Annotated in this window: 20 protein-coding genes; 16 read left to right on the plus strand and 4 right to left on the minus strand. The window is 56.3% G+C overall.

Going from position 1 to position 22,396, the window contains the following annotated elements; genetic code table 11:
- Positions 1-27 precede the first annotated feature (27 nt).
- The 11 genes from HMPREF1627_RS08185 to HMPREF1627_RS08235 all read left to right on the plus strand — a co-directional run bounded on the left by HMPREF1627_RS08185 (position 28) and on the right by HMPREF1627_RS08235 (position 12,367).
- Complete coding sequence (locus HMPREF1627_RS08185) at positions 28-1,035, plus strand: glycosyltransferase (RefSeq protein WP_034502805.1); 1,008 nt, start codon at positions 28-30, stop codon at positions 1,033-1,035.
- Complete coding sequence (locus tag HMPREF1627_RS08190) at positions 1,032-1,892, plus strand: glycosyltransferase (RefSeq protein ID WP_034502806.1); 861 nt, start codon at positions 1,032-1,034, stop codon at positions 1,890-1,892. The genes HMPREF1627_RS08185 and HMPREF1627_RS08190 overlap by 4 nt, the downstream gene beginning before the upstream one ends.
- Positions 1,893-1,950: 58 nt before the next feature.
- Positions 1,951-3,117 (plus strand): UDP-galactopyranose mutase, encoded by a 1,167-nt coding sequence (gene glf / locus HMPREF1627_RS08195; RefSeq protein WP_034502807.1) that lies wholly within the window; start codon positions 1,951-1,953, stop codon positions 3,115-3,117.
- On the plus strand, positions 3,114-3,992 hold the full coding sequence (locus tag HMPREF1627_RS08200) for an ABC transporter permease (protein ID WP_034502809.1): 879 nt from the start codon (positions 3,114-3,116) through the stop codon (positions 3,990-3,992). The genes glf and HMPREF1627_RS08200 overlap by 4 nt, the downstream gene beginning before the upstream one ends.
- A complete protein-coding gene (locus HMPREF1627_RS08205; RefSeq protein WP_034502811.1) occupies positions 3,992-4,720 on the plus strand; it encodes an ABC transporter ATP-binding protein in 729 nt (242 codons plus the stop codon). The genes HMPREF1627_RS08200 and HMPREF1627_RS08205 overlap by 1 nt, the downstream gene beginning before the upstream one ends.
- A 29-nt stretch (positions 4,721-4,749) precedes the next feature.
- A complete protein-coding gene (locus tag HMPREF1627_RS08210; protein WP_034502813.1) occupies positions 4,750-6,750 on the plus strand; it encodes a DUF6541 family protein in 2,001 nt (666 codons plus the stop codon).
- A gap of 92 nt (positions 6,751-6,842) precedes the next feature.
- On the plus strand, positions 6,843-8,801 hold the full coding sequence (locus tag HMPREF1627_RS08215) for a glycosyltransferase (protein ID WP_052040903.1): 1,959 nt from the start codon (positions 6,843-6,845) through the stop codon (positions 8,799-8,801).
- Positions 8,802-8,898: 97 nt separating this feature from the next.
- Complete coding sequence (locus HMPREF1627_RS08220) at positions 8,899-10,035, plus strand: acyltransferase family protein (RefSeq protein WP_081940801.1); 1,137 nt, start codon at positions 8,899-8,901, stop codon at positions 10,033-10,035.
- 172 nt (positions 10,036-10,207) lie between these two features.
- The gene (locus tag HMPREF1627_RS08225; RefSeq protein WP_052040905.1) at positions 10,208-11,179 is read left to right on the plus strand and encodes a glycosyltransferase; all 972 of its coding nucleotides are present in this window, start codon (positions 10,208-10,210) and stop codon (positions 11,177-11,179) included.
- 17 nt (positions 11,180-11,196) lie between these two features.
- Positions 11,197-11,637, plus strand: a complete 441-nt coding sequence (locus HMPREF1627_RS08230; protein ID WP_034502819.1) for a GtrA family protein — start codon at positions 11,197-11,199, stop codon at positions 11,635-11,637.
- Between the two features lie 49 nt (positions 11,638-11,686).
- Positions 11,687-12,367, plus strand: coding sequence for a hypothetical protein (locus HMPREF1627_RS08235; RefSeq protein WP_034502820.1), 681 nt, complete (start codon positions 11,687-11,689; stop codon positions 12,365-12,367).
- 34 nt (positions 12,368-12,401) lie between these two features.
- Here HMPREF1627_RS08235 and HMPREF1627_RS08240 read toward each other — a convergent pair whose 3' ends face one another.
- On the minus strand, positions 12,402-13,166 hold the full coding sequence (locus tag HMPREF1627_RS08240) for a TIGR03089 family protein (RefSeq protein WP_034502822.1): 765 nt from the start codon (positions 13,164-13,166) through the stop codon (positions 12,402-12,404).
- A gap of 274 nt (positions 13,167-13,440) precedes the next feature.
- Between HMPREF1627_RS08240 and HMPREF1627_RS08245 the strand changes: the two genes are divergently transcribed.
- The 3 genes from HMPREF1627_RS08245 to HMPREF1627_RS08255 are packed head-to-tail and all read left to right on the plus strand — an operon-like array spanning position 13,441 to position 18,168.
- A complete protein-coding gene (locus HMPREF1627_RS08245; RefSeq protein ID WP_034502825.1) occupies positions 13,441-13,737 on the plus strand; it encodes a WhiB family transcriptional regulator in 297 nt (98 codons plus the stop codon).
- Complete coding sequence (locus HMPREF1627_RS08250) at positions 13,737-16,778, plus strand: glycosyltransferase family 2 protein (protein WP_034502826.1); 3,042 nt, start codon at positions 13,737-13,739, stop codon at positions 16,776-16,778. Before HMPREF1627_RS08245 ends, HMPREF1627_RS08250 begins: the two co-directional genes overlap by 1 nt.
- Before the next feature lie 19 nt (positions 16,779-16,797).
- On the plus strand, positions 16,798-18,168 hold the full coding sequence (locus HMPREF1627_RS08255; RefSeq protein WP_234305296.1) for a DUF5719 family protein: 1,371 nt from the start codon (positions 16,798-16,800) through the stop codon (positions 18,166-18,168).
- A gap of 29 nt (positions 18,169-18,197) precedes the next feature.
- On the opposite strand, the gene HMPREF1627_RS08260 is transcribed toward HMPREF1627_RS08255, so the two are convergent.
- Complete coding sequence (locus tag HMPREF1627_RS08260; RefSeq protein WP_034503642.1) at positions 18,198-18,617, minus strand: metallopeptidase family protein; 420 nt, start codon at positions 18,615-18,617, stop codon at positions 18,198-18,200.
- A 94-nt stretch (positions 18,618-18,711) separates the two neighbouring features.
- On the opposite strand from HMPREF1627_RS08260, the gene HMPREF1627_RS08265 reads away from it, so the two are divergent.
- Complete coding sequence (locus HMPREF1627_RS08265) at positions 18,712-19,221, plus strand: DUF3499 domain-containing protein (protein WP_034502828.1); 510 nt, start codon at positions 18,712-18,714, stop codon at positions 19,219-19,221.
- Here the strand turns inward: HMPREF1627_RS08265 and HMPREF1627_RS08270 are convergent.
- Positions 19,218-20,057, minus strand: a complete 840-nt coding sequence (locus tag HMPREF1627_RS08270; protein ID WP_034503644.1) for an RDD family protein — start codon at positions 20,055-20,057, stop codon at positions 19,218-19,220. The genes HMPREF1627_RS08265 and HMPREF1627_RS08270 overlap by 4 nt on opposite strands.
- Before the next feature lie 19 nt (positions 20,058-20,076).
- Here HMPREF1627_RS08270 and HMPREF1627_RS08275 point away from each other — a divergent pair, with 19 nt between their 5' ends.
- Positions 20,077-21,066 (plus strand): stage II sporulation protein M, encoded by a 990-nt coding sequence (locus tag HMPREF1627_RS08275; protein ID WP_034502830.1) that lies wholly within the window; start codon positions 20,077-20,079, stop codon positions 21,064-21,066.
- A 1-nt stretch (position 21,067) separates the two neighbouring features.
- Here the strand turns inward: HMPREF1627_RS08275 and HMPREF1627_RS08280 are convergent, their stop codons facing one another.
- Positions 21,068-22,366: a DUF58 domain-containing protein gene (locus tag HMPREF1627_RS08280; RefSeq protein WP_234305297.1), complete on the minus strand. Its 1,299-nt coding sequence runs from the start codon at positions 22,364-22,366 to the stop codon at positions 21,068-21,070.
- Between the last annotated feature and the right edge of the window lie 30 nt (positions 22,367-22,396).

Genomic DNA, 22,396 nt, shown 5'->3' on the forward strand with positions numbered 1-22,396 from the left:
CATCACAATTGCCCGTAGGCTTATCTCATGAGCAATCCACGAGTCATCGCCGTCGTCGTTGCATGGAACCGAGCAGCACTTTTACGTGAAACTCTTGATGGGCTTGCCGCTCAGACCCGCCCTCTCGACGGCGTTGTTGTGGTTGATAACGCGTCCAGCGACGAGACTCCGCAACTCATTGCCTCTCACCCCGTTGTTTCCAACGTCGTCACTTTGCCGCAAAACTACGGTGGCGCTGGTGGTTTTGCTGCCGGAATTGCTAGGGCAATGACTGTGGGTGCCGACCTCGTGTGGATCATGGATGACGACACGATCCCGACCCCAACCGCGCTTGAAGTTCTCTTGCAAACCCGCGAGGCCTATCCCGGCACACCGGCCGTTTTGGCATGTCGAGCCGATTGGATTGACGGACGCGAGCACCCGATGAATGCGCCTCGTGAGCGCTTCTTGATCTCGCGTGAGCTTCGTGAACACGCGGCTGCCGTTGGTGCGCGTCAGATTCGCACGGCCTCTTTCGTTGCGATCATGATCGATGCTCGCGCGATTGAGGAAGAAGGGCTTCCTGAAGCCGCCTACTTCTTGTGGAATGACGATTTTGAATACACTGCGCGCCTACTCAAGGGACGGGTGGGGCTTTACGTGGATGGCGCACGCGTTGAGCATCGGACGAAGACTTTTGGAAACTCCACTGCCGACCCGGGGCCGCGTTTCTACAACGAAGTTCGTAACAAGGTCTGGGCGCTTGGTACCTCGTCTGGTTTTGGGCTCTTTGATCGCTGTGCTTTTGGGGCGGCGACCGCACTGCGCTGGGCAAAGATGCTTGCGGCGTCTTCCGATCGCTCGGCTGCTGTGGATTACCTGCGAGAGGGTTTGCGTGATGCGTGGCGTCCGCCTTTGCGCTCAAGCGAGATCCTTCATCTGACGGAAGTTGCCGATGAAGTCGCTGCTCTTGAACAGGGCCGGCGCGCTTGCGGGTGCGGCTGCGGATGTTCCTCTTCTGGAGCGCGTGAGTGCTCTAAGGGGGAGCATCAATGACAGTCGGCGATTTCTCAGTACTTCTCCCTGTCTATGCAGGTGACCAGCCGGAGTTTTTCTTCCGTGCTGTTTCCAGCGCAACGCGGCAACAGGAGCTCTCTCCCAAGCAACTCGTGGTTGTGTGTGATGGCCCCGTTGACGAGAGCATTTCCGACTTCCTTCACCGTGCCTCGCGAGGGGAAGAAACCGATGTACTGGGGCACATCGACGTTCGAGTCGTGCGACTCAAGCACAATATGGGACTGGCGAATGCGCTCAATATCGGCCTTGCGCACTGCTCCCACGACATCGTCGCTCGCGTTGATGCCGACGATATTTCGCTTCCTCAGCGCTTCGCGATCCAGATTCCTCTGGTTGAAGGAGGGCTTGGGCTCCTGGGATCTGCGATTCAAGAATTCAGTGACGACGAGGCCGAGGCTGGGCTTGTGCGCTCCATGCCAACCAGCGAAGAAGAGATCCGTCGGGTCATTTCCTATCGTTCGCCTTTCGCGCACCCCTCAGTTGTGTACCGCAAGAGTGCGGTCGAGGCAGTTGGAGGATATGAGCATCTCCAATTGATGGAGGACTACCTTTTGTTTGCGCGAATGGTGGCTGCAGGTGTTCCCTGCGGGAACGCCCCTGAAGTTCTGGTCCGTTATCGCGTGGGATCGGGCGCCTATAAGAGGCGTGGGGGGAGACACATGTTGCGCTCAGAAATGCGTCTGCAAAAGATCTTCCGCAACGAAGGCATCGTTTCCAATGCTCAATTTGCCCGAAACCTGGCCATTCGCGGTGGCTATCGCCTGATTCCCACCGATCTACGTCAACTGTTGTATCGAGGCGTTGGAAAGATGCGTTGGTTCGTGTCGAAGGGCTAAAGAAACGATTCACTCAGTTCTTTCGCTTATACTGACTGGGATTGAAAGGAGTTCGACCGTGAACTATGACCTCGTTGTCGTCGGATCTGGCCTTTTCGGCCTGACAATTGCTGAACAGGCCGCATCCCGCTGGGGCCTCCGTGTCGCAATCGTTGAGCGTCGCTCGCACCTTGGTGGCAATGCCTACTCTGAGATTGATCCGGAAACCGGTATCGAAGTTCATAAGTACGGCGCACACCTCTTCCACACTTCCAATGAGCGTGTGTGGGAGTACGTCAATCGTTTCACCTCTTTTACCTCTTACGTTCACCGCGTATGGACCACCGTTGACGGCGTTGTCTACCCGATGCCCGTGAACCTGGGAACCATCAACCAGTTCTTCTCCGCCGCCTACGGCCCGGACGAGGCCCGTGCGCTCATTGCCCAGCAGGCAGCAGAAGTTGACGGCCAAGAGATCACCGACTTCGAATCCAAGGGCGTTTCCCTGGTAGGTCGCCCCCTCTTCGAAGCCTTCTTCAAGAACTACACCGCCAAGCAGTGGCAGACCGATCCCAAGGATCTTCCCGCCTCGATCATTTCGCGTCTTCCCGTGCGCTACAACTACGATTCGCGCTACTTCAACGATAAGTACGAAGGCCTGCCGGTGGATGGCTACACCGCGTGGATGGAACGCATGGTGGCCTCGGACCTCATCGATGTCTACTTGGATACCGACTTCTTCGATCCCGAGAACCCGCTGAACAAGGCTGCGGTCGTCGGCAAGGTTCCGGTTGTCTACACCGGCCCGGTTGATCGCTACTTCGACTACTCGGCAGGTGACCTGTCCTGGCGCACCGTCGACTTCGAAAAGGAAGTCGTCGACACCGGTGACTACCAGGGCTGCTCCGTTATGAACTACGGCGATATCGATGTTCCCTTCACGCGAATCATCGAATTCCGCCACTTCCACCCTGAGCGTGACTACCAAGACAAGAAGACCGTGATCTTCCGCGAGTTCTCACGCTTTGCTGATCACGGCGACGAGCCCTACTACCCGGTGAATACCGCGCAGGATCGCGAGCGCTTGGAGCAGTACCGTGAGCTTATGAAGAATGAAGACCGTGTCTTCTTCGGGGGCCGCCTGGGTACCTACAAGTACCTGGATATGCACATGGCCATCGCTTCGGCACTGACGATGCTCGATAACGAGCTTGCCCCCTTGTTCGAGGATGGGACCACTCGTTGAGTAACATCGCATCGCAGCAATTCCAAACCCCGGGCAAGTCATCGGGACTGATCGAGGTTTTCCGTCAGCCCTATCTGACCAGCCTGATCGTTCATAAGGAACTGCGGGCACGCTATCGCGGCTCGATCTTTGGAATGCTGTGGAGCTACGCGAAGCCGCTGACCCAATTCTTGGTCTTCTACTTCGCGCTGGGCGTTTTCATGAAGATGAACCGCGCCGTGGAGAACTATGTGATCTACATGTTCTCCGGCGTGGTTCTCATGAACTATTTCTCGGAGGTTTTTGGCAACGCAACCCGATCTGTTGTCGGCAACGCTCCGCTGGTGAAGAAGATCTATCTTCCCCGAGAGCTCTTCCCGATGTCGGCGATGTGGGTCGCACTTGTTCACTTCCTCCCACAGGTCGCTGTTCTCTTCGTTGGTGCCCTCCTTTTTGGCTGGCATCCGACGGTGTGGGGAGTTCTGGCAATCCTGGCGGCCTTCCTCATCGTGTCGATGTTCGCACTGGGAATCGGCCTTTTCTCTGGCGCACTCAACGTGTTCTACCGCGATTCAGAGAACTTCGTCGATCTGATCTTGATGATGGCCACCTGGGTGTCTCCCGTCTTGTACACGTGGTTTAGCGTGCGAGACGTTTTGGATGCCCACGGCTGGCACTGGCTGTGGTGGGTGTACGAGGCCAATCCGCTGACCATTGCGGTTGAGCTTTTCCACTATGGTTTCTGGCAGCCGACGCTGGTTGATACTGCTGCGAATCCCTACCTCCCCAATCTGGGACTCTGGACGGGAATTGCTCTTCTGATTTCTCTTGGCGCCGTCATCTTTGGCGAGGTCTCTTTCAGGCGCATGGATCCCAAGTTTGCCCAGGAGCTGTGATGACTGAAGTTATTCGCGTTGATGATGTTGTCAAAGAATTTGCGTTGCGTAATACGCATACCTTGAAGGATCGTTTGGTCTGGAGCCTGACGGGGCGCCGCAACCAATTGGTCAATCACTTCCGTGCCCTTGACCACGTGAGTTTCACGGTTGAACAGGGGGATTCGATTGGCCTGATCGGCTTCAACGGTTCGGGTAAATCGACCATGCTCAAGCTGATCTCCGGTGTCATCACGCCGGATGAGGGCTCGGTGGGATACCGCGGACGCATGGCTGGCCTTATTGAAGTCGGTGCAGGCTTCCACCCGGACCTAACGGGCCGCGAAAACGTCTTTCTGAACGGCGCAATTCTGGGCATGAGTAAAGAGCAGATCGAAGCTGCTTTTGACGATATTGTCGCCTTTTCAGAAATTGAGAAGTTTATCGACACCGAGGTGAAATTCTATTCCTCGGGTATGTTCTTGCGTTTGGCTTTCGCCGTTGCGGTCCACACCAGCCCGGACATCTTCTTGGTTGATGAGATTTTGGCTGTGGGCGACGAGCCCTTCCAACGCAAGTGCCTTGACCGTATCCATGAAATGCAAGAGCAAGGGACCTCCTTGGTGATTGTGAGCCACGACCTTGACCTGATTGCGCGCCTGTGCAATAGGGGAGTGCTGCTCCACCACGGTGAGCTTCTTGTAGACGGCACAGCACAAGAAGCAGTCGATCGACTGCGTTCCTTGTAACAGGCTTTTCACGTAGATCAGGAGAGAAAATGGCATGGCTCTCGGTGATCGTTCCGGCGCTTGTGCTGGCTGCGATCCTGTACGTTCCCGGAATTGCGGTTAACGCTCTTTTCCTGCGTAAACGTCTCTATACGGTCGGTTTCGCACCCGTGACGGGAGCGGCGATCTTGGGCTTCGCGTCACTTGCGAGCGGCGTTATTCCAGGACACTGGAGCCTGAAGTTTGTGCTTTGCTGCGAAGTCGGTGTCTTCGTCGTGGTTGCGGGGATCATGTGGTTGTGTGGTTCGAGGCCGAGGCATTGGCTTGAAAATTATAAGAGGCTTTTCTCGGGCTGGGCGGGTTCGCGCGCCATCGCTCTGGTCGGTGCACTGATTGTTAATGCCGTGATCGCAATCGGAGTTTTCATTCGCTCCGTTCCTTCTCCCCAGGCTTTCTTCTCAACCTACGACACCCCCTTCCATATGTCGGTGATCCGCTGGCTGATCGAAAGCGGTGACGGATCCTCACTTCATAGCGCAGCTGTTGACGGGACCGTTGGCTCACACTTCTATCCCGCTCTGTGGCACGGCTGGGTATCTATGGTGATTTCCGGCTTGGGAACCCCAATGACGGTTGCGATTAACGCATCGTGCTTGGTGGTTTTGCTGACCATTTGGCCTCTTTCTTCTGCCGTGCTGACGGACGTGCTTTTCGGGAAGAAGGTGCGTCTGTCGCCGGTTTTTGCTGTTCTGGTTTCTTCTCTGTTTGCGGCATACCCGTGGGGATTGCTTGCTTTCGGCGTCTTGTACTCAAACTTCTTCTCCTACGCGCTTGCGCCTGCTTACCTTGCGGCATTTGTTGTTTTGCTTCGAGGCGTGCTTATGAAGCAATTCAAGGGTGCTGAGCTCTGCGGTCTGATTCTGATCGCTATTGGTGGTTTTGCAGCCATCGCTTTGGCTCAGCCCAACTCGGTCTTCACCCTTGCGGTCATTCTCTTCCCCTATGTGGTTGCTCTTGCCTTCAACCAGGTGCGTCGTCGCAGCGGGAGCATGATTAAGGCAACTTTGACCGCACTCGTGCTGATCGTTCTTGCAGCTTGCTTGTGGTATGCGCTGTATAAAGCCCCGTTCATGCAACGCACTGTGACGTGGCGTTGGGATTCCTTCCAAAGTCCGAAACGCGCGATTGCAGCGGTCCTTCTTCTCTCCACGAATGCAGCATCCGTGCGTTTGGCTGCCCAGTGGCTTCTTGCTATTGGCGTCGCCATCGGTGGTCTTCTTGCCATCCTCAAATATCGACGGGCGTGGCTTGTTATTTCCTATGCATCTATCGCTGCCCTCTATGTGTTGTGTGCGGGCTTTGAAGGGCACATCCGAAATATAGCGACGGGCTTCTGGTATCACGACTCCTATCGCCCCGCCGGTGCGATGTCAATCCTTGCAGTTCCGCTGATGGCGCTTGCTCTTGCGTGGCTGAGTGAAAATCTTGTGAAGACATCACATCCCAAGGGAGCTGCTCTTCGCTTGATTTCCTCGGCGCTCGTCTATGCTCTGATCGCTGCGGTCACGCTGACTGGGGGGAATATCAAGTGGCGCATTACTACGATGCAAGATAATGCCGAAGACCGAGCAAGCCACTACACCTATTCTGACGAGATTGCTTTTATGGATGAAGCGCGTCAGATCACCGGTACCCGCGACAAGGTGGCGAATGATCCCTTCGATGGATCGATGTTTGGATACGCGACCAGCGGATTGCCGGTCGTCTTTACGTCGATGCCAGGTAACTGGATTGGGCAGATGAAACCGGATACTACTGTCATCATAGATGACTTGTACAAGGTTTCCGAAGACCCTCAAGAAGTTTGTCCCGTGATCCAACAGGAAAATATCCGCTACGCGATTGTTCTTGAGCGTCATCGACAGATCTTTGATGAACACTCGCCTTGGACCGGCATTCGGAATATTACTCCGGAAACACCCGGTTTTGAGCGTGTTCTGGAACGCGGACCATACAGCCTTTACAAGATCACTGCCTGCGGTCTTGGCTAAGAGTCAACGCCTCTGCGGTGCTGTGACATAGATTTTCTTCCGTTTTCTCACATAGACTTGCCACATAAGTGCACACATTGAAGGAGTGTCGCGTGAAAGAAAAAAGTGAAGCGGTCGCTGAAGGAACTGTGACCGAACAACAGTGGGTTCCTGTTCAGCGCGTAGTGTTTCCAGGAGAAAGCGACACTTCGTTGTGGCCGCTCTATGTGGACTGGGGAGTTGCCCCTTCCAGTGCGGCGCTGAGTGCTTCGCAAGGAGACGAGAAGGCCCTGACTCTTCGTCAGTTTGAGATGCCGCGCGGCGTCGATGCGACACGCACGTCAATGCTCATTCCTGCTCGTGAACGTCTCTCGCTTGCAACCTACTTCAACGCATTCCCTGCCTCTTACTGGCAGCGGTGGACGGATGTCCGTAACATTCGTCTGACTTTGAAGCTGTCAAAGAGGGCCGTTGTTGAGGTCATGCGTTCTTCTGCGCGCGGTACTTTTACTCCCGTTGCAACTCGCGCTGGCTCTGGTGAGCTGAGCTTTGACATTCCGCTGAACCGTTTCGGTGACGGTGGTTGGATCTGGCCGGAAATCACCGCTCTCAAGGAAGACGTCGAACTTGAATGGGGAACCTGGTCAGTTCCTTCTCGTGAAGGTGACCGCCACGCAAATGTGACCGTGGGTATTACCACCTACAACCTTCCCGAGGACTGCTTGACTCAGGCTGAGCGCTTCCAAGCTGAACCCGAGGTCCTTGACCACATTGCTGAGATCCTGATCGTTGATCAAGGCAATAAGAACGTGAAGGACTGCGAGCGTTACCCGCGTCTGCAAGAGGAACTGGGAAGCAAGCTCCGTGTCATCGAGCAGGCGAACCTCGGCGGTTCTGGTGGCTTCTCTCGCGGCATGTACGAGATGCTCAAGAACCCCGATTCGGACTATGTCTTGCTGCTCGACGATGACGCCGTCATCGAGCCTGAAGGCTTGCTTCGCGCCCTCGCCTTCGCAGAGCACACGCTGACCCCGACGATTGTCGGCGGCCACATGTTCAATGCAAATGAGCGTACGATCTTGCACTCAATGGGTGAGACTATCGATGCTCACAAGTTCTGGTGGGGAGCTGTCAACCCGGAACTTGCAACGGTTGACTTGGCTCAGCGCACCATCCGCAATGATCCTCGCCTGAACCGCCGCATCGATGTCGCCTACAACGGTTGGTGGATGTGCTTAATCCCCAAGCCCGTTGTTGCTGAGATTGGCCTGTCCCTCCCCTTCTTCATCAAGTGGGATGACTCCGAATATGGTCTGCGCGCCGCAGAGCACGGGTTCCCGACGGTCTCTTTGCCTGGCGCTGCCGTGTGGCACGTGCCGTGGACCGAGAAAGACGACGGTCTGGACTGGCAGGCTTACTTCCACCAGCGCAACCGTTGGGTTGCAGCGCTGCTGCACTCTCCCTACCCGCGCGGTGCATCCTTCCCGAAGACTTCGCTGGCCTCGGACGTTCGCGCGCTGCTCTCGCTGCAGTACTACAGTGCAGATCTGCGCCGCCAAGGACTCAAGGATGTCTTGCTTGGCCCGGGTCACCTGCACCCGTCGATGCACACCCGAGCTGCAGAGGCACGCGCAAAGGCAAAGGAATACACCGACGCACGCCTGATGACCGAGGCTGCAGACTTCCCGGTAGTGCACCGTAAGAAGCCCGCTCCGGTCGGCACCAAGCCTGATTCACGCGCCCAGTTCATCTCGAAGGCAATCGCTGGTATCACCAAGCAATTCCTGCCTGAAGGTGAACACCGCGAGGATCGTGTTGAGGATGTTCTCTCCAGCACGGATGCTCGTTGGTGGAGGCTTGCAAACCTCAACTCTGCTCTGGTGTCGAACGCGGAAGGTTCTGGTGCGTGGCGCTACCAGCGCGATGCGAAGCACTACCGTCGTGCTCTGGCAGAGAGCATTGCGCTCCACGCGGAGCTCATTCGTCGTTGGGCCTCGCTGAGCCGTGAGTATCGGGAAGCTCTTCCCGAATTGGTTTCTGTCCAGGCTTGGGAAAAGACTTTCGGTCTGTGAGATAAGGGAAGGTGTGAGCAGCTCAAACTGCTCACACCTTCCCTTATTCGCGCGAATCTAAGTTCTTGATCTGTCGATCAGAGGTGGAAAGAACAAAATGAGTGCTGCACAAATAGGGAAGCCAGCGACGAAACGTCATTGGGAACTCGAACTTCTCCGCATATTTTCGATGTTTCTCATTGTTGCGACGCACTATTTTGCTTCTGATGATTCTCCCTCACGCATAGATCCAGCACTCGCCCAGTCATGGAAATCAGCGCTCCACGCGGTCACAATCATGCCGGGGCAAGTAGGCGTGACAATTTTCGTTCTCATCTCGGCCTACTTTTTATCGCGTAGTACACGCAGCCCGTTCACACGAGTAGCAAAGATCTGGATTCAGACCTTCATTTATTCATGTGGATTATGGGGTGCTTACTTTGTTCTGTCGCACTTTGTGGGATCCAGTCAATATTTTGTCAATCCTCGTTCTATCCTGATGTCTGTTTTCCCGGTGACATTCGGAGCGTACTGGTTCATCAGTGCATACGTTGTGATGGTGATTGTCGCGCCTTATATCAATATTCTTCTTGACGCGACCTCAGCTCGCCAGCACGGGGCACTGCTGTGCCTATCACTATGGATTACCTTTATCTGGCATATTCTGAATCCTGCGAACACATGGGCTTTTACTGATGCGTCCTATCTGTGCACTCTCTATCTCATCGGGGCTTTGATTCGTCGACACGAAGATCGCTTGCCTCGCGTACGTTGGTATTTCGCGATGGCGATCATGATACTCTGCGCGCTCATTTGCATGGTTGGTACGCATACAATTGCTGTTTCTTCTTTCCTTAGGGAACAGTTGTACTACCCAGGAAATCTCTTCACAGCCGGTACAGGGGCGTCTCCGATCCTTTCCGTGATTTGTGGTGTGCTCATTTTCCTCATGACACTTCAGTACATTTCAAGCCGTACGCATGCATCGACGCATGAGAGAATTTCCTCCCTTGTCCTGACACTTTCTCCGGCGACTTTTGGTGTCTATCTTCTTCACGAGAATTTTATTTTTAAGCCCCACCTGTGGGGACTTGTTTTCTCGGTTCCCAGCCCTAGCGGAGTATGGCGACTTGCATATGCCTCTTTGAGCATCGTGCTCATTTACCTCGTGCTTTTAGCTGTATGTTTCGTAATTTTCCGGCTCGTTGTCCAGCCTTGCGAAAAGGCTTTTCTGAAAGTGCTTTCCCGGTCTTAGAGTGTGGGGGAGCGGTTGCTTCTTCCTTGACGAATACCTGAGCACAAACAGTCGTTGGTTCCCTTGGGTGTCAAATAAGTTAACTGTCCACGCGAAGCGCTGTTAGAAAACAGACTTGCCGGGGGTGCTGTCTCGCTAAATTGCAGTGATCTTCGCTAGGCTATACGCATGAGTGCAGGTTCTGCCTGCAACCCCCGATGTCGGAGTAAAGGAATTCAAGGTGCGTATCGCAGCAATCGTCCCGTGCTACAACGAAGAAGCCGCAGTTGGCACAGTTGTCACGGACCTGAAAAATGCAGTTCCCGGAATTGAAGTCTACGTTTACGACAACAATTCTTCGGACCGCACCGCTGAAGTTGCAGCCGCAGCAGGCGCAATCGTTCGCACCGAAACCCGCAAGGGTAAGGGCAATGTTGTGCGTCGTGCCTTCGCAGACATCGACGCCGATGTTTACGTGATGATCGACGGCGACGATACCTATGATGCTTCGGCCGCACCCGAGATGATCGATCTGCTCGTTCGTGAAAACCTTGATCACGTTCTGGGCTGCCGCGTTGACGACAAGGACAACTCCGCCTACCGCCCGGGCCACGCCCAGGGCAATAAGATGTTCAACTCCCTAGTCGGATTCCTCTTTGGTGACACTGTTACCGACATGCTCTCCGGCTACCGGGTTTTCTCTCGCCGTTTCGTGAAGTCCTTCCCGGCGCTCTCTCGTGAGTTCGAAATCGAAACCGAACTCACGGTCCACTCCATGGCATTGCGCGTTCCTCAGGCCGAGTACGGCGTCGGCTTCAAGGACCGCCCCGCAGGCTCAGAATCCAAGCTGCGTACCTTCCACGATGGCTTCCGTATCCTCGGGCTGATTGGCCGCCTGGTTGCGCATGAGCGCCCCATGGCCTTCTACGGAATCTTCTCCGCAATCTTCATGCTCCTGGCCCTGTGCTTTGGAGGCCCTGTCATCTGGCATTTCATCCAGGCGGGCAATGTCCCCAAGCTGCCCAGCGCTGTACTGGCATCCTCACTGGTAATAGTCGGCGTTTTGTCCTTCGTGGTTGGACTACTTCAATCGGGTAACTTGAAGACCCGCCGAGAGGCCATGCGCTTGGCGTACCTGCGCTACTCCTCGGTACTCCCGAACTGATAAGCGACAACGCATCTATGAACGTCTTTCAAAAGGCGTGGAAGCGTCTTCTTGAAGCAGGTTCCTTCTACCGTTACCTCTTGGTGGGTGTTGGAACCTCGCTTCTGGACTTTTCGCTCTTCTCGCTGCTCTCGGTGGGCTTCGATCTGCCGGTGATCCCGTCGAATATCACCTCAACGATTATCACCGTATGCGTGAGCTACTGGATTAACCAGCACTTCGTCTTCCAAGCAAAAGGTTTTTCCTGGGCCTCGTTCTTCTCTTTTGCGGGATTAACGCTGTTCACGGGAATGGTCCTTCAATCTGCCATCATTTGGGCGATTGTCCACGGTCTTCCCGCTCTTGGATTGGGACTCTCGCTGTCCTTACTCAAACCAGCGGCAAAGATCGTTGCCATGGGCACTGGAGCGGTGTGTAACTACTTGGGGTATAGGTTTATTTTTACGCGCAATAAGTAGATATACTTCCTTCCAACGCATCCCAAACAATGCTGTTGGAGGTTCTGTCATGCGTGCTCCCATCATCAAAGTGTCTGCCGTCGCCTTCATTGCTCTGTTTAGCCTTACTCTGACTTCCTGCAGGGCACACACAGACGGCGGGAGTGCGCAGAACTTGCCGGTGGCCTCGGCAAGCGAAAACGGAACGCAGGCGGGCGCGCAAAGCGAGGCTTCCCAAGGTTCTTCCCCCACGGCCTCGACGCAAAGTGCCACGGCGAATACCCAAGGTGGGGGAATGACCCCAACTCTCGGCACGATTCCCCAGGGGGCAACCCGCTTGGATGATACGGGGGATGCCAAAGGAATCTGGGTGAATTCGCCCTCTGGAAACATTCATTGCTTGTTCTCCAGCGACCTTTTGCAACTATGCGTGGTTGATTCCTATCGAGTAGATAAGCCCTATGGCGATGCGGTGCTATTCCCGGGTTCGAAACCGATAGCGAAAGATACCATCGTTTTTGCAGGTTATTCCGAAGATGAGGAAATGCCAGAAATTGCCGCTCGTCGCGATGGGCCGCTTCCCACGAACCAGGGTGAGCGTTTGCGAACCCTTGCCTATGGCGAAACCGTTTACGCAGGCAATGACGTGTGTGCCAGCACAAACGAAGCAATGGTGTGCTGGGATATCGAAACCGGTGACGGTGCTCGCATCAATCGTGCGGGAACAGAGATCTTCCACCTGAAGAAGTGATGAGGTTATCCTCGCGCCACTCAAGGACTGCTGATCAGCCCCTTGCATGCGGCGCTTTCAGCTCCTCATCCACAGTAAGTTGGACCTTCTCGCTGGCGAAGATCTCCTGAGCCTTCTGGGCGCCATAATGCGACTTGTCGACGACCACTACGCTGTGGCCATCCATCCACAGGCGCGTAAGTAGGGGAGCACTTGGGAAGTTCTCGGTGTACAGGCCGAGGCGCGTCGGCATTCCCAGTGCCGAGGCCGCATTGAACAGGGCATCTTCGTCGGCGTCTACTTGTGCGATGTAGTCATCTAGGGCAGGCGCGCTCTCCAGTGCCTCGTACTCAAATTGATCGCTTTGTGCCATGAGTTCGGCCAGTGCGTCAAGGATCCCAGCGGGTAAAGAACCTCTCCAACGCATTGCCAGGGGAGCGGTGGAGTGGGCCAGGCGCCATGCTGCAGTGCTTGCTTCAAGGGCCGCAAGATCATCACACACGTACACATCGAAGCTGAAAGTGATGCTGGGGGAATCCTGAGAAATAGTGTCAGTCCGGGTCTCCCAACCCATGAAATTAGCGCTGACCTGCCAAAACGTACTCTGCCAGCCCGCTGGGAGGTTAATGAGGATGCGCGGAGTATTTTCATCGCCGCCAAAGAGGTCGGGGCTCAGGTCTGATGCAAGTAAATTCGCCATTTTCGCGACCCAGCGAGCTGCCACGGGACCCGAAATTTCATCTCGAAAACTGTGATAGTGGGTCAAAATTGGGCGATTCGCGTTCTGGGTAACGGAGAGAAAATGTGAGATAGCTTGCATGGAAAAAGGGTAGCTGAAACGGCGGAAATATGCTGTTTTTGCCTCAAATTCTCAGGAACTGTTCAGAAAGATGTTCAGGTTTTGGCTTAATTCCGCGGAAACGGCGGTTTCATGCGCTTTTGGACTTGCGCAAAGTGTCAATTCGTGCAGTGTTTTCAAGCCCTATTTTCGCCGCCTTCTTTAACCTCAATCGGCTTGACAGGTGCGAACGACACGCGTGTAATTCTCGTATTGACCTTTTTGTTACAAACCATCACACAGAGGGGAAAATATCGTGTGGAACATTCTGGGTGAAGGACCAATCCAGTGGTCCGACACTTCCGATGTCGAAGACCTTCCCTTCTCCGACGGCCCCCTTGCCTGGCAACAGCACGCGCTGTGCGCGCAGACCGATCCGGAAGCATTCTTCCCTGAAAAGGGAGGTTCAACTCGCGAAGCCAAGGCAGTTTGTCAGTCCTGCGAGGTGCGTCAGCAGTGCCTCGAATATGCTCTGGCCAACGATGAACGCTTTGGTATCTGGGGCGGCCTGTCTGAGCGCGAACGTCGTCGTCTGCGTCGCTCGGCCATCTAATGGTGCGCACGAGCCCCTCCTATGAGGGGACTGTTGCAGCAATCATCGTCGCACGGGGAATGACCCCCGCGCTGCGTTCGCTTCTTGACGCTCTCGACAAACAATCTCGACTCCCAGACCAGCTCATCGTCTGCGATGTTCGTGCTCCCCGCACTTCACCGTTATCCTCCGGTCAGGTCATCGTCGCTGAAGACCTCCCAGAAGGAGCGCTTCTTTTTTCCGCCGGCCGAACTCGAAATCTCAGCGATACCCTTGCCAAACTGGCTAAGGACAAAGAATGCGGGCAATCGCTGCACGGTCATGATTGGCTCTGGGTCTTACATGATGACTGCGAGCCATCCCCGAACTGCCTCGAAGAGCAACTGAAAGCTGCAGGCCAAGGCCCCTCTATCGCAGCTGTTACTCCAAAGATTTTTCGCCCGGATGGAACTCTGTGCGAGTTGGGAATCCACGCGACATCTTCGGGACGTCGAGTCCCCGAAGTTTTCGATGGTGAGATCGATCAGGGCCAGTACGACGGAACAAGCGATGTGCTTGCCGGAGGCAGTGCGGGACTCCTTGTCCTAGCAAAGGCATATTCGCACGTTGGCGGTTTTGATCGCGCACTCGGCCCCTTTAATGAGGGCCTCGAACTGTGCTGGCGCCTCCACCGAAGCGGCTACCGCGTTGTCGCAGCCCCCGACGCTCACCTCACGCACCTTCAGCTGTCCTCCCCGCGCAAACTCCGCACGGCCTCGGCACTGCGTATTCGTCGCTCAAGTGAGTTCTACTTTGCAACGCTGATTTCCAGCCCCGTGTCTCTCATTGCGAAGGCCCTGGCCTCCCTCGTGTGGATCCCTCTCACGTGTCTGGGTCTTCTCCTGTGCGGGCGAGCATCATCAGCCTATGCGCGCTTCTTTGCATGGCTCGGGCTCTTCGCTCATTTCCCCCACATTCTTGCCGCCCGCTCGCGCCACAGTCGTTGCGCAAGCCAACCGCGCTCCAGCTTGCGCCCCCTGCTCACAAGCCGCTGGGATGCCACGCGAATGCGGCGCGTACGGCGCAGTGCTCACCTTGACGATACGCAGGGATCATGGAAAGACACTCTGCGTGAAAAACGCAGGAGTGATCTTGGAGTGCGCCTCATCACCTGCGTGGGTCTTCTCTTCCTAAGCTTGTGGATCTTCCGCTCGGACCTCGGCGGGATCAGCGGGGGAGCGTGGCGGAGCCTACCCGAAAGCTTCACCGACCTGTGGACCTACGCTTGGTCCGGCTGGCTTCCTGCAGGCGATGGAAACGCGCACGCGCTCGATCCGATCGTCCTGATCTGGAGCATCGTCTGCGCTCCCTTTGCGCTAATCCGCATCGCCCCTACGACTGTTCTCCATATTTTCCTTATCTGTGCCCCCGCATGGGCCGCATGGAATATGGACACTCTTGCGTCGCGCTTCACGAGTAACTCGACCATTCGCGTCGCGCTCATGTGCCTTTGGGCGGCAATGCCCAGCGCACTTATGGCGATGATGAGCGGGCGAATGGCCTCGCTCATTGTCCACGTCTTTCTTCCCCTGTGGTTTGCCTCCCTGCATGATCTCTCCCGCGGTGAGAGCTTCACAATGCGTCGCCCGTGGGCGCGCGCCGCGATTGTCGGAGCAATCCTCATCACCGCATACCCGCTTCTTGCTCTTATTGCACTGCTTGCATTGGCGCGTGTGCCCGCGCGCGCCTCGACGCTTCTTCCGGGCCTGCTTCTGATCCTTCCCTTCCTTATCGACGCCGCACTCACGCGCGCATGGCCGGCCCTCCTCGTCCCTGCCGAGGCCGCTGCTTCCTTCCAGCGATCGCCCTATGGTTTGGGCGCGTGGGGACTCCCCGCAGCTTCCTCGCTTCAGTGGATGGGCATTTCAACGCTGGTTCTGGCCTGCGTGTGGGCCTGGGCTGTGTTCGCTCTCCTTCGAACAATTCGTCAGCGTCGAGGCGAGGATTCCTTCCCCGCGACTCTTCCGCTCCTGATGGCCGGAGTTGTTGCAGCTGGTTTGGCTGCGCTCCTCGTTTCACACCTTGCGGTTGACTCCGATAGCTCCGCGATCTTCGGCTGGGGAGGCGCACTGACCAGTCTCCAAATGCTGCTCCTGATTCTGGTGGTCCTCAGTTGCGGCGAGGAAACACGATCCGCGTCAAAGTTTGAGCGCCTCGCATTGACAAGCGTGGCGTGCATCGCCTTGATTCCCTTCCTTGTCATGAGTGCCTCGGCTTGGCTTCCTCTTATTCCTTCAGATCAGTGGAGCGCGCGCTCCGCGGGCACCCAGGTCCCGCTCGTGTCCCGCTACGCGCAAAACTCCTCGAGGGACGCGCGAGTTATGGCCATCAACATTGGCGCCGACGGTGACCTCGACGTACGAATCTGGCGCGAGGCGGGTCCAGCTTGGAGCGAGCACTCCACCGTGGCCTCGTGGATTAAATTGCAGGAGCGACTGAACGCGAGCAGCGACGCTGCATCCGCACAATTGTCCACATCAATCGCAACGCTGGTTTCATTCCCGGATGATGCGACTGCCAGGCACTTGGCTCTTCACGACATCGACACGATCATCGTGAAGTCCTCAGGCCCCGCCGCCGCATCCATGACACAAACCTTGGATCGCGCGCCGGGAATTGAAAAAATTGGTGAAACAGAAGCGGGAAGCGCATGGAGAGTGCGCCCCGATGGAAGCAAGCCCGCGCGGCTGTGCTTTGCCGAGGCCTCGAAAGATGCTCCCTGCGGTGAGCTTGCTAGCGGGGTTATCGGCGCCCGAACACACGTTCCTGGCCCAGGCGTTATGCGACTTGCTGAACGATCCAATCCTCATTGGACTGCCACGCTCAACGGGAAGCGTTTGAGCGCAGCTGAGCCGACGAACGGCTGGGGACAAGCCTTCACGATTGCCGAAGCTGGCGAAGTGACTCTTAGCTACTACTCTCCGCTGATCCTTGCATGGAAGATTACCTGCGTAGTGGGCGCAGTGATTCTTCTTGCCGCGTTCCTTCGAGGAAGAAAGGACGAGTATGACAACGCCGAATAGAAAGCGCATACTCGCCCTGATGAGTGTTCCAGCCGCACTTGTGCTTCTGGGCGCCGGATCCTGGGGAGCGGGCCGCGTATTTCATGATCCTTCGCTTCCCTCTGCGCAGGTCGTTCACGCCAGTCCCGAGACCCTCAATTACGCATGTCCGCCAGGGATCATTAACCCCTTTGATCTTGACGGAAAAGTTGCTTCTCCTACCCTGTGGAACTCGGCTGGAACAATAGAGAAAAAGCGGAATTTTGAGGTATTGCACGCAGATACATCTGCCAAAACGCTTCCTGCATCGCTGGGAGTTCTTGGCCAGGGTGGGGGAGAACTGCGCGGTTTGAGCATGAGCTCGTGTCAGCTGCCTTCAACAGATCAATGGAGCGTTCTGGGGTCCTCAACGACGGGCGAAGACCTTGTCCTCACTTTCGCCAATCCCAACTCTTCTCCTTCTGTGGTGAGTGTGGAGGCCTTTGGACTCAACGGGCCACTTGACGTGAAGACTCACCAACTCACTGTTCCCGCACATTCGACGCAATCCGTGCTGGCTGGCGGCCTCTTCCCTGAAGAAACTGCCCTTGTTCTTCACGTTCGCGCTGATGGACAAGGAGTGGCCACATGGACTCAGAGCTCAGCCATGCAGGGGGAAACGCCCAAGGGGACGACGACAATTCCCGCCGCGCGGCCTCGTGAAGAGACCTTGCTGCAAGGCGTGTCCATTCAGGGGACAAGCACCCTGCGCCTCTTTGTTCCTCCCTCGGGAAACTCCGATGATGCTAACGCACATGTCAGCCTGAGCTACACGAGCGAGGCCGGGACCTTCAACCTCCCCGGTGGAGAGATGGATATCAGCACGGGAACGGTCGTCGATGTCCCACTGAATGGAATGACTGATGACCGCTATACGTTGCGTGTCCGCGGTGATCGAGCCTTGGTGGCACAGATTGTCACGAACACAGAGCAAGAAGAATATGCGGAAGGCTCCCGCTGGACAATGCGTTCCAGCATCGCGGCTTCTCCCGCTCTGATTCGAGCGGAGCTTCCCTCCTCACAGCGCGTTGAATCGATGGTACGCGAAAGTCTGAGCGCCACCGCACTTCGAGCAACTGCCCAAGAAAAACCCAGCGGTGTCAGTGAAATCCACTCACGGCTCATTATCACTCCCGTGCATTCGCAAAGCGGAGTCCAGCTCAGCGTTGGTACGCAGACGGTGACCGTAGAAGCGGGGAAGACCCTGAGCATGGATCTTCCATCTAGCGATTCTGTGGTCCTGGAATCTCCCAGCCAAGTCGCTGTAGCACTCGAGGTAGAGGCGCAAACTCCCAGCGGAACTTTGCGCGCACTGTGGCCACTGAGCGCGGATGATGTGGAGCAGGCCTCGGCTGCAATTACCATCAACTAGCGCCCGGCATGCGCAAGATACTCGCGCACCTAGGAAAGCGAATCCAAGTCCTGCGGGGAAATGTAGAGAACGTGTGAGATTCTCTCGGCGATCAGGGTGCGAAGCGCCCCGTAGAGGTCCTGGGAGGGAACACGCATAGCCACCGGGAGCCGGTAGATAACAATGCGGTCTCCCAATCCCTTGCGGCGGTCGGCAGGAAAAACTCGTGCAAGAACAACGCCGTGCTCTTCCCAGGAGGCCGGATCTGAGGGCGGAACATCTTCCGTGGCAAATTCGATGCGGGCAACTTCGGGCCAACGCTCGCTGAGCTCGTTAATGACCGCAGCAACAGTGGCATCAAAAATCTCCCGACGAGTCTTCCACGCGGGGAGCGCTGGAAAAAGACGCACATAGCGTGGGTGACGACCGTGCCGATCGCGCGAACGAGGAAAAGCTGATGGGAGAGCCATAAACACAAGCCTAACCCGCGTGGAGGCCGACCCAGCTCAAGACCTGCCGACGCGGGGGACCCAAGGGGACGTAAAAATGCCGTATTGTAGAGCGGTGATCTCGGTTCGACACTGTTCTAAACCCGGCTGCTCACGGCCGGCTGTTGCCACATTGACCTACGACTACTCGGATTCCACCGCAGTCGTCGGGTCCCTGTCAGCTTCCGCAGATCCTAACGCCTACGATCTATGCGAGAACCACGCCAATAGCCTGACGGTTCCTCGTGGATGGCAGATCGTTCGCCTGCAGACCAACTTTGAGCCGGCACCACCCTCGGGTGACGACCTCATGGCTCTTGTCGATGCGGTGCGTGCGGCCGCCGCTCATACCCGCAATCGATCTCACGAGGCCGAGCAGCAGAGCGCGCAAACGCAAGCTTCACCGTCTACCCCGGCCGCGGCCTCGTCCCCGGCTGAATTTGGTCCTTTTGCGCAACGTGGTAAAGAAGAAGTGGCAGAACCCTCGAGTCCTCTTGATCCAAATTCCCCGTGGGCGCGTAGACGCGCGCAATTCCGCCTGATCACCGATGAACAAGCGGAACAAGGAACAGATACGGAAAACTAAATTCCGAAGGGCGTACGCTCGATCTGCTCGCGACGGCGCTCAAGAACATCCTGCCTGCGCAGTTCCTTCGCATACTCGCGATCCCGCAAAACCACGAGGACAGCCGCGATGAAACGCTCAGGGTTGACGGTCGTGGGAGGCGCAGGAGAAACGAAAGCAGCAAGTCTTCCAGCTAGAGCATTTGCAATTGAGATGCGAAGAGGCGCGGTGATTTCACGGTTTGTCCGCAAGAACTGCATGCACTCGTACTGGAGGCGATCAGGGATGGGCATCACTTGCGCATGAGAAGCCCACTCGGCACAGTCGGGAGGCATGACCAACGGGGGATAAAAGACGGGTTCTGGGACCTTCACAACAATCGTGCCAGCAGCAAGGTCCCCCAAACGAGTGGCTTTAGGGGAGAACATCGTGGACATGAAAGCGATGAAACCCAAGCAAATGTAGGTCTCGACGATTGCGGTCAAAGAACGCACCAGCGTATGTCGAACGGTGATGATCCCACCGTCACGGCGAACAACCTTGATGTTAAACGCCCACTTTCCCAAAGAATAACCGCGCGTGAAGGCCTCGATGAGGAAGGGAAGGAGGACAAAGGAGAAAAAGATCAGGAAAACGGTCAACGACCTACCGAGGGTCGATGGGAGTCCATAGACGATGTCGTAACGGACGGCGGCGAACATTAAAATGAGGAAGATTCCCGCATAGAGCGTGAGATCCATGAGAAAAGCGCCGGTCCTCATGAAAGGTGAGGCGGGGTTGAGATCGAGTTTAACGCCCTCACCACTGACGAAAGATTCGTCAGAGATTCGCCGGACGGTTACAGGAAGCTCGCTCATGTATGACACTATATCTTGTATGGATATCGACGCACTAAAAGCTTCACATTTGCGCCACTGGGATCGCTTTCACCAATTGGCGCACTCGCGTCGACTCACCGGCCCGGAAATTGATGAACTCGCGGTCCTATATCGCCAGGTGACTAGTGACCTTGCAAAGGTACGTTCTGAAAATCCTGATCCGGATGTTATTTCATATCTTTCAGGGGAGCTTCTCCAGGCCCGAGGAAGACTGACCGGAACCGAAGGGGCATCGTTGTGGGTGATCTCTCGCTGGTTCCGCTACGATTTGCCAGCGGCGTTGTACCGCATTCGATATGTGACGATCGCGGTCATGCTTGCTTTTATCGCCATGACGGCGATTCAAACGTGGTGGATTCTTCGAGACCCCGCGAATATGGCTCTTCTGGGAAGCCCCGAGTCACTCAAGACCTATGCGAACAAATCTTTTGTCAGCTACTACAGTCAAGACACTCATGCGCAGTTCATGACCTATGTGTGGACGAATAACGCATGGATCGCGATTCAAGTAGTTGCCGGTGGAATCACCGGATTCTATCCCGCTTTTGTACTGTGGGGGAACGCCGGAGCGCTTGCCCAAAGCGCTGCAATCGTCATTCACTTCGCAGGCCCTGGGCAGTTCTTCCGCTTTATTCTTCCCCATGGAATCCCAGAGCTCACCGCAATTTGGATTTCAACAGCAGCTGGACTTCGCCTGTTTTGGGCGTGGATCGTTCCTGGAAAACGCACGCGCACTCAGGCACTGGCAGAAGCGGGGCGTTCGATGATTACGGTTGCTCTGGGCATGGTGATCATGCTGTTCTTCTCAGGCCTTATTGAAGGCTTCGTGACCCCCTCTGATCTTCCCACCTGGGCAAAGATCACCTGCGGCGTTGTTTTAACCGCACTCGTGTGGATTTACACCTTTGTCGTTGGGCGCCGGGCCTATCGAGCGGGTGCAACAGGAGACCTAGAAGAGGACGCGGGCTACTCGACCCCCGTCATCTGATTTAGAGCTTGCCCGCCTTCTTCAAGGCGATGTAGGTGTCGGCAAGTCGCGCGGGTAAGAAACCCGCATCGCAGTCGATCACATATGCCCCCACGCTGCGCGCATCGCGTGCCCCCGCGTCCAGATCGCGACTTGTGGCGCTTGCTGCTGCCGCCGTGAAAGCTGACGGAGCGTCGGTCCAATCTGTACTCATGCGACCCAACTCAGGATCGCGTGCGCCGGCAACGATGACGCGGTGGCGCTTGCTGAGGGTCGCGATGGCCTCGGAGAAATCAACGTCCGTGGCGGCCGGGGGAATCTCGGTGAGCAAGACAACGAGGCCGGGGTGGTGCAGGCGCTTATCGACCGCGTTGATGACCAACTGCCAGTCGAGGGGAAGCAAGGAAGGCTGGACGCGCGAAAAGGCCTTCGCGGCCTCGCGAATCAAAGCTCCTGCACGCTGCTGCGCAAGATCTTCGTGAATCTCACGGTCGACGACAAGCATATGCACCTGATCGCCCGCTCGGTCAGCAAGAACTCCCAGCAGAAGAGCAGCTTCGATCTGAGCGTCTAAACGGGGAGCAACTCCCAGCTCGACGAGGTCCTTATCACCCAAATCTGCTTCTTGAGGCTCTCCCAAGAGCATTGCTCCTGATCGTCCGGCATCGACCACAATCATGACGTGGCGATCGCGCTCAGGACGCCACGTACGCACCACTAACTCAGATGAGCGGGCCGAGGCGCGCCAGTCGATATCTCGCGGGTCATCACCGCGGACATACTCGCGAAGTGAATCAAACTCGGTACCGGGACCACGCAAAACCGTCGCGGTCGTTCCCTCAAGTTCATGCAGGCGCGCAAGACGCGAAGGCAAGAGCCTCTTCGCACGGAAGGGGGGTAAAACATTGAGATTGAGCGGCGCAGCAATTGAGGTCTGACGCGCTGCCATACGCAAAGGACCCCAGGAACGAACCGTCACATAGTCAGCGCGAATACTGCCTCGACGTTCAAGGTGGAGGGTTGTTGTTACTCGAGATTCCATCTCAGGCTGGGCGAGAAGGGAATGCGAGTAGGGAGAGGGGTGAGTCGAGGGCGGCCACGCATCACGGAGGTCAAGGCGCATCGGGACGGGAGTGCGAAGGACGATGCGCGAGTGGGCGGGGTTTCCGACCGGAATCGGAGTATCGATCGAGCGCTCGATGCTCAATTGTCGCGGCGAAGGCGCCATCGTTGCATCAAATGCCCACAGGAGGGCGCACAGGACCAACCACCCGAAGAAGAAGAGCGACGTCGGGAAGAAAAAGAGGGGAATGATCCCCACAAAAACGGGGATGCTAGCGCGCCATGACAG

The sequence above is a fragment of the Actinomyces sp. S6-Spd3 genome (assembly GCF_000758755.1).
In the GTDB taxonomy this organism is placed as follows: Bacteria; Actinomycetota; Actinomycetes; order Actinomycetales; family Actinomycetaceae; genus Pauljensenia.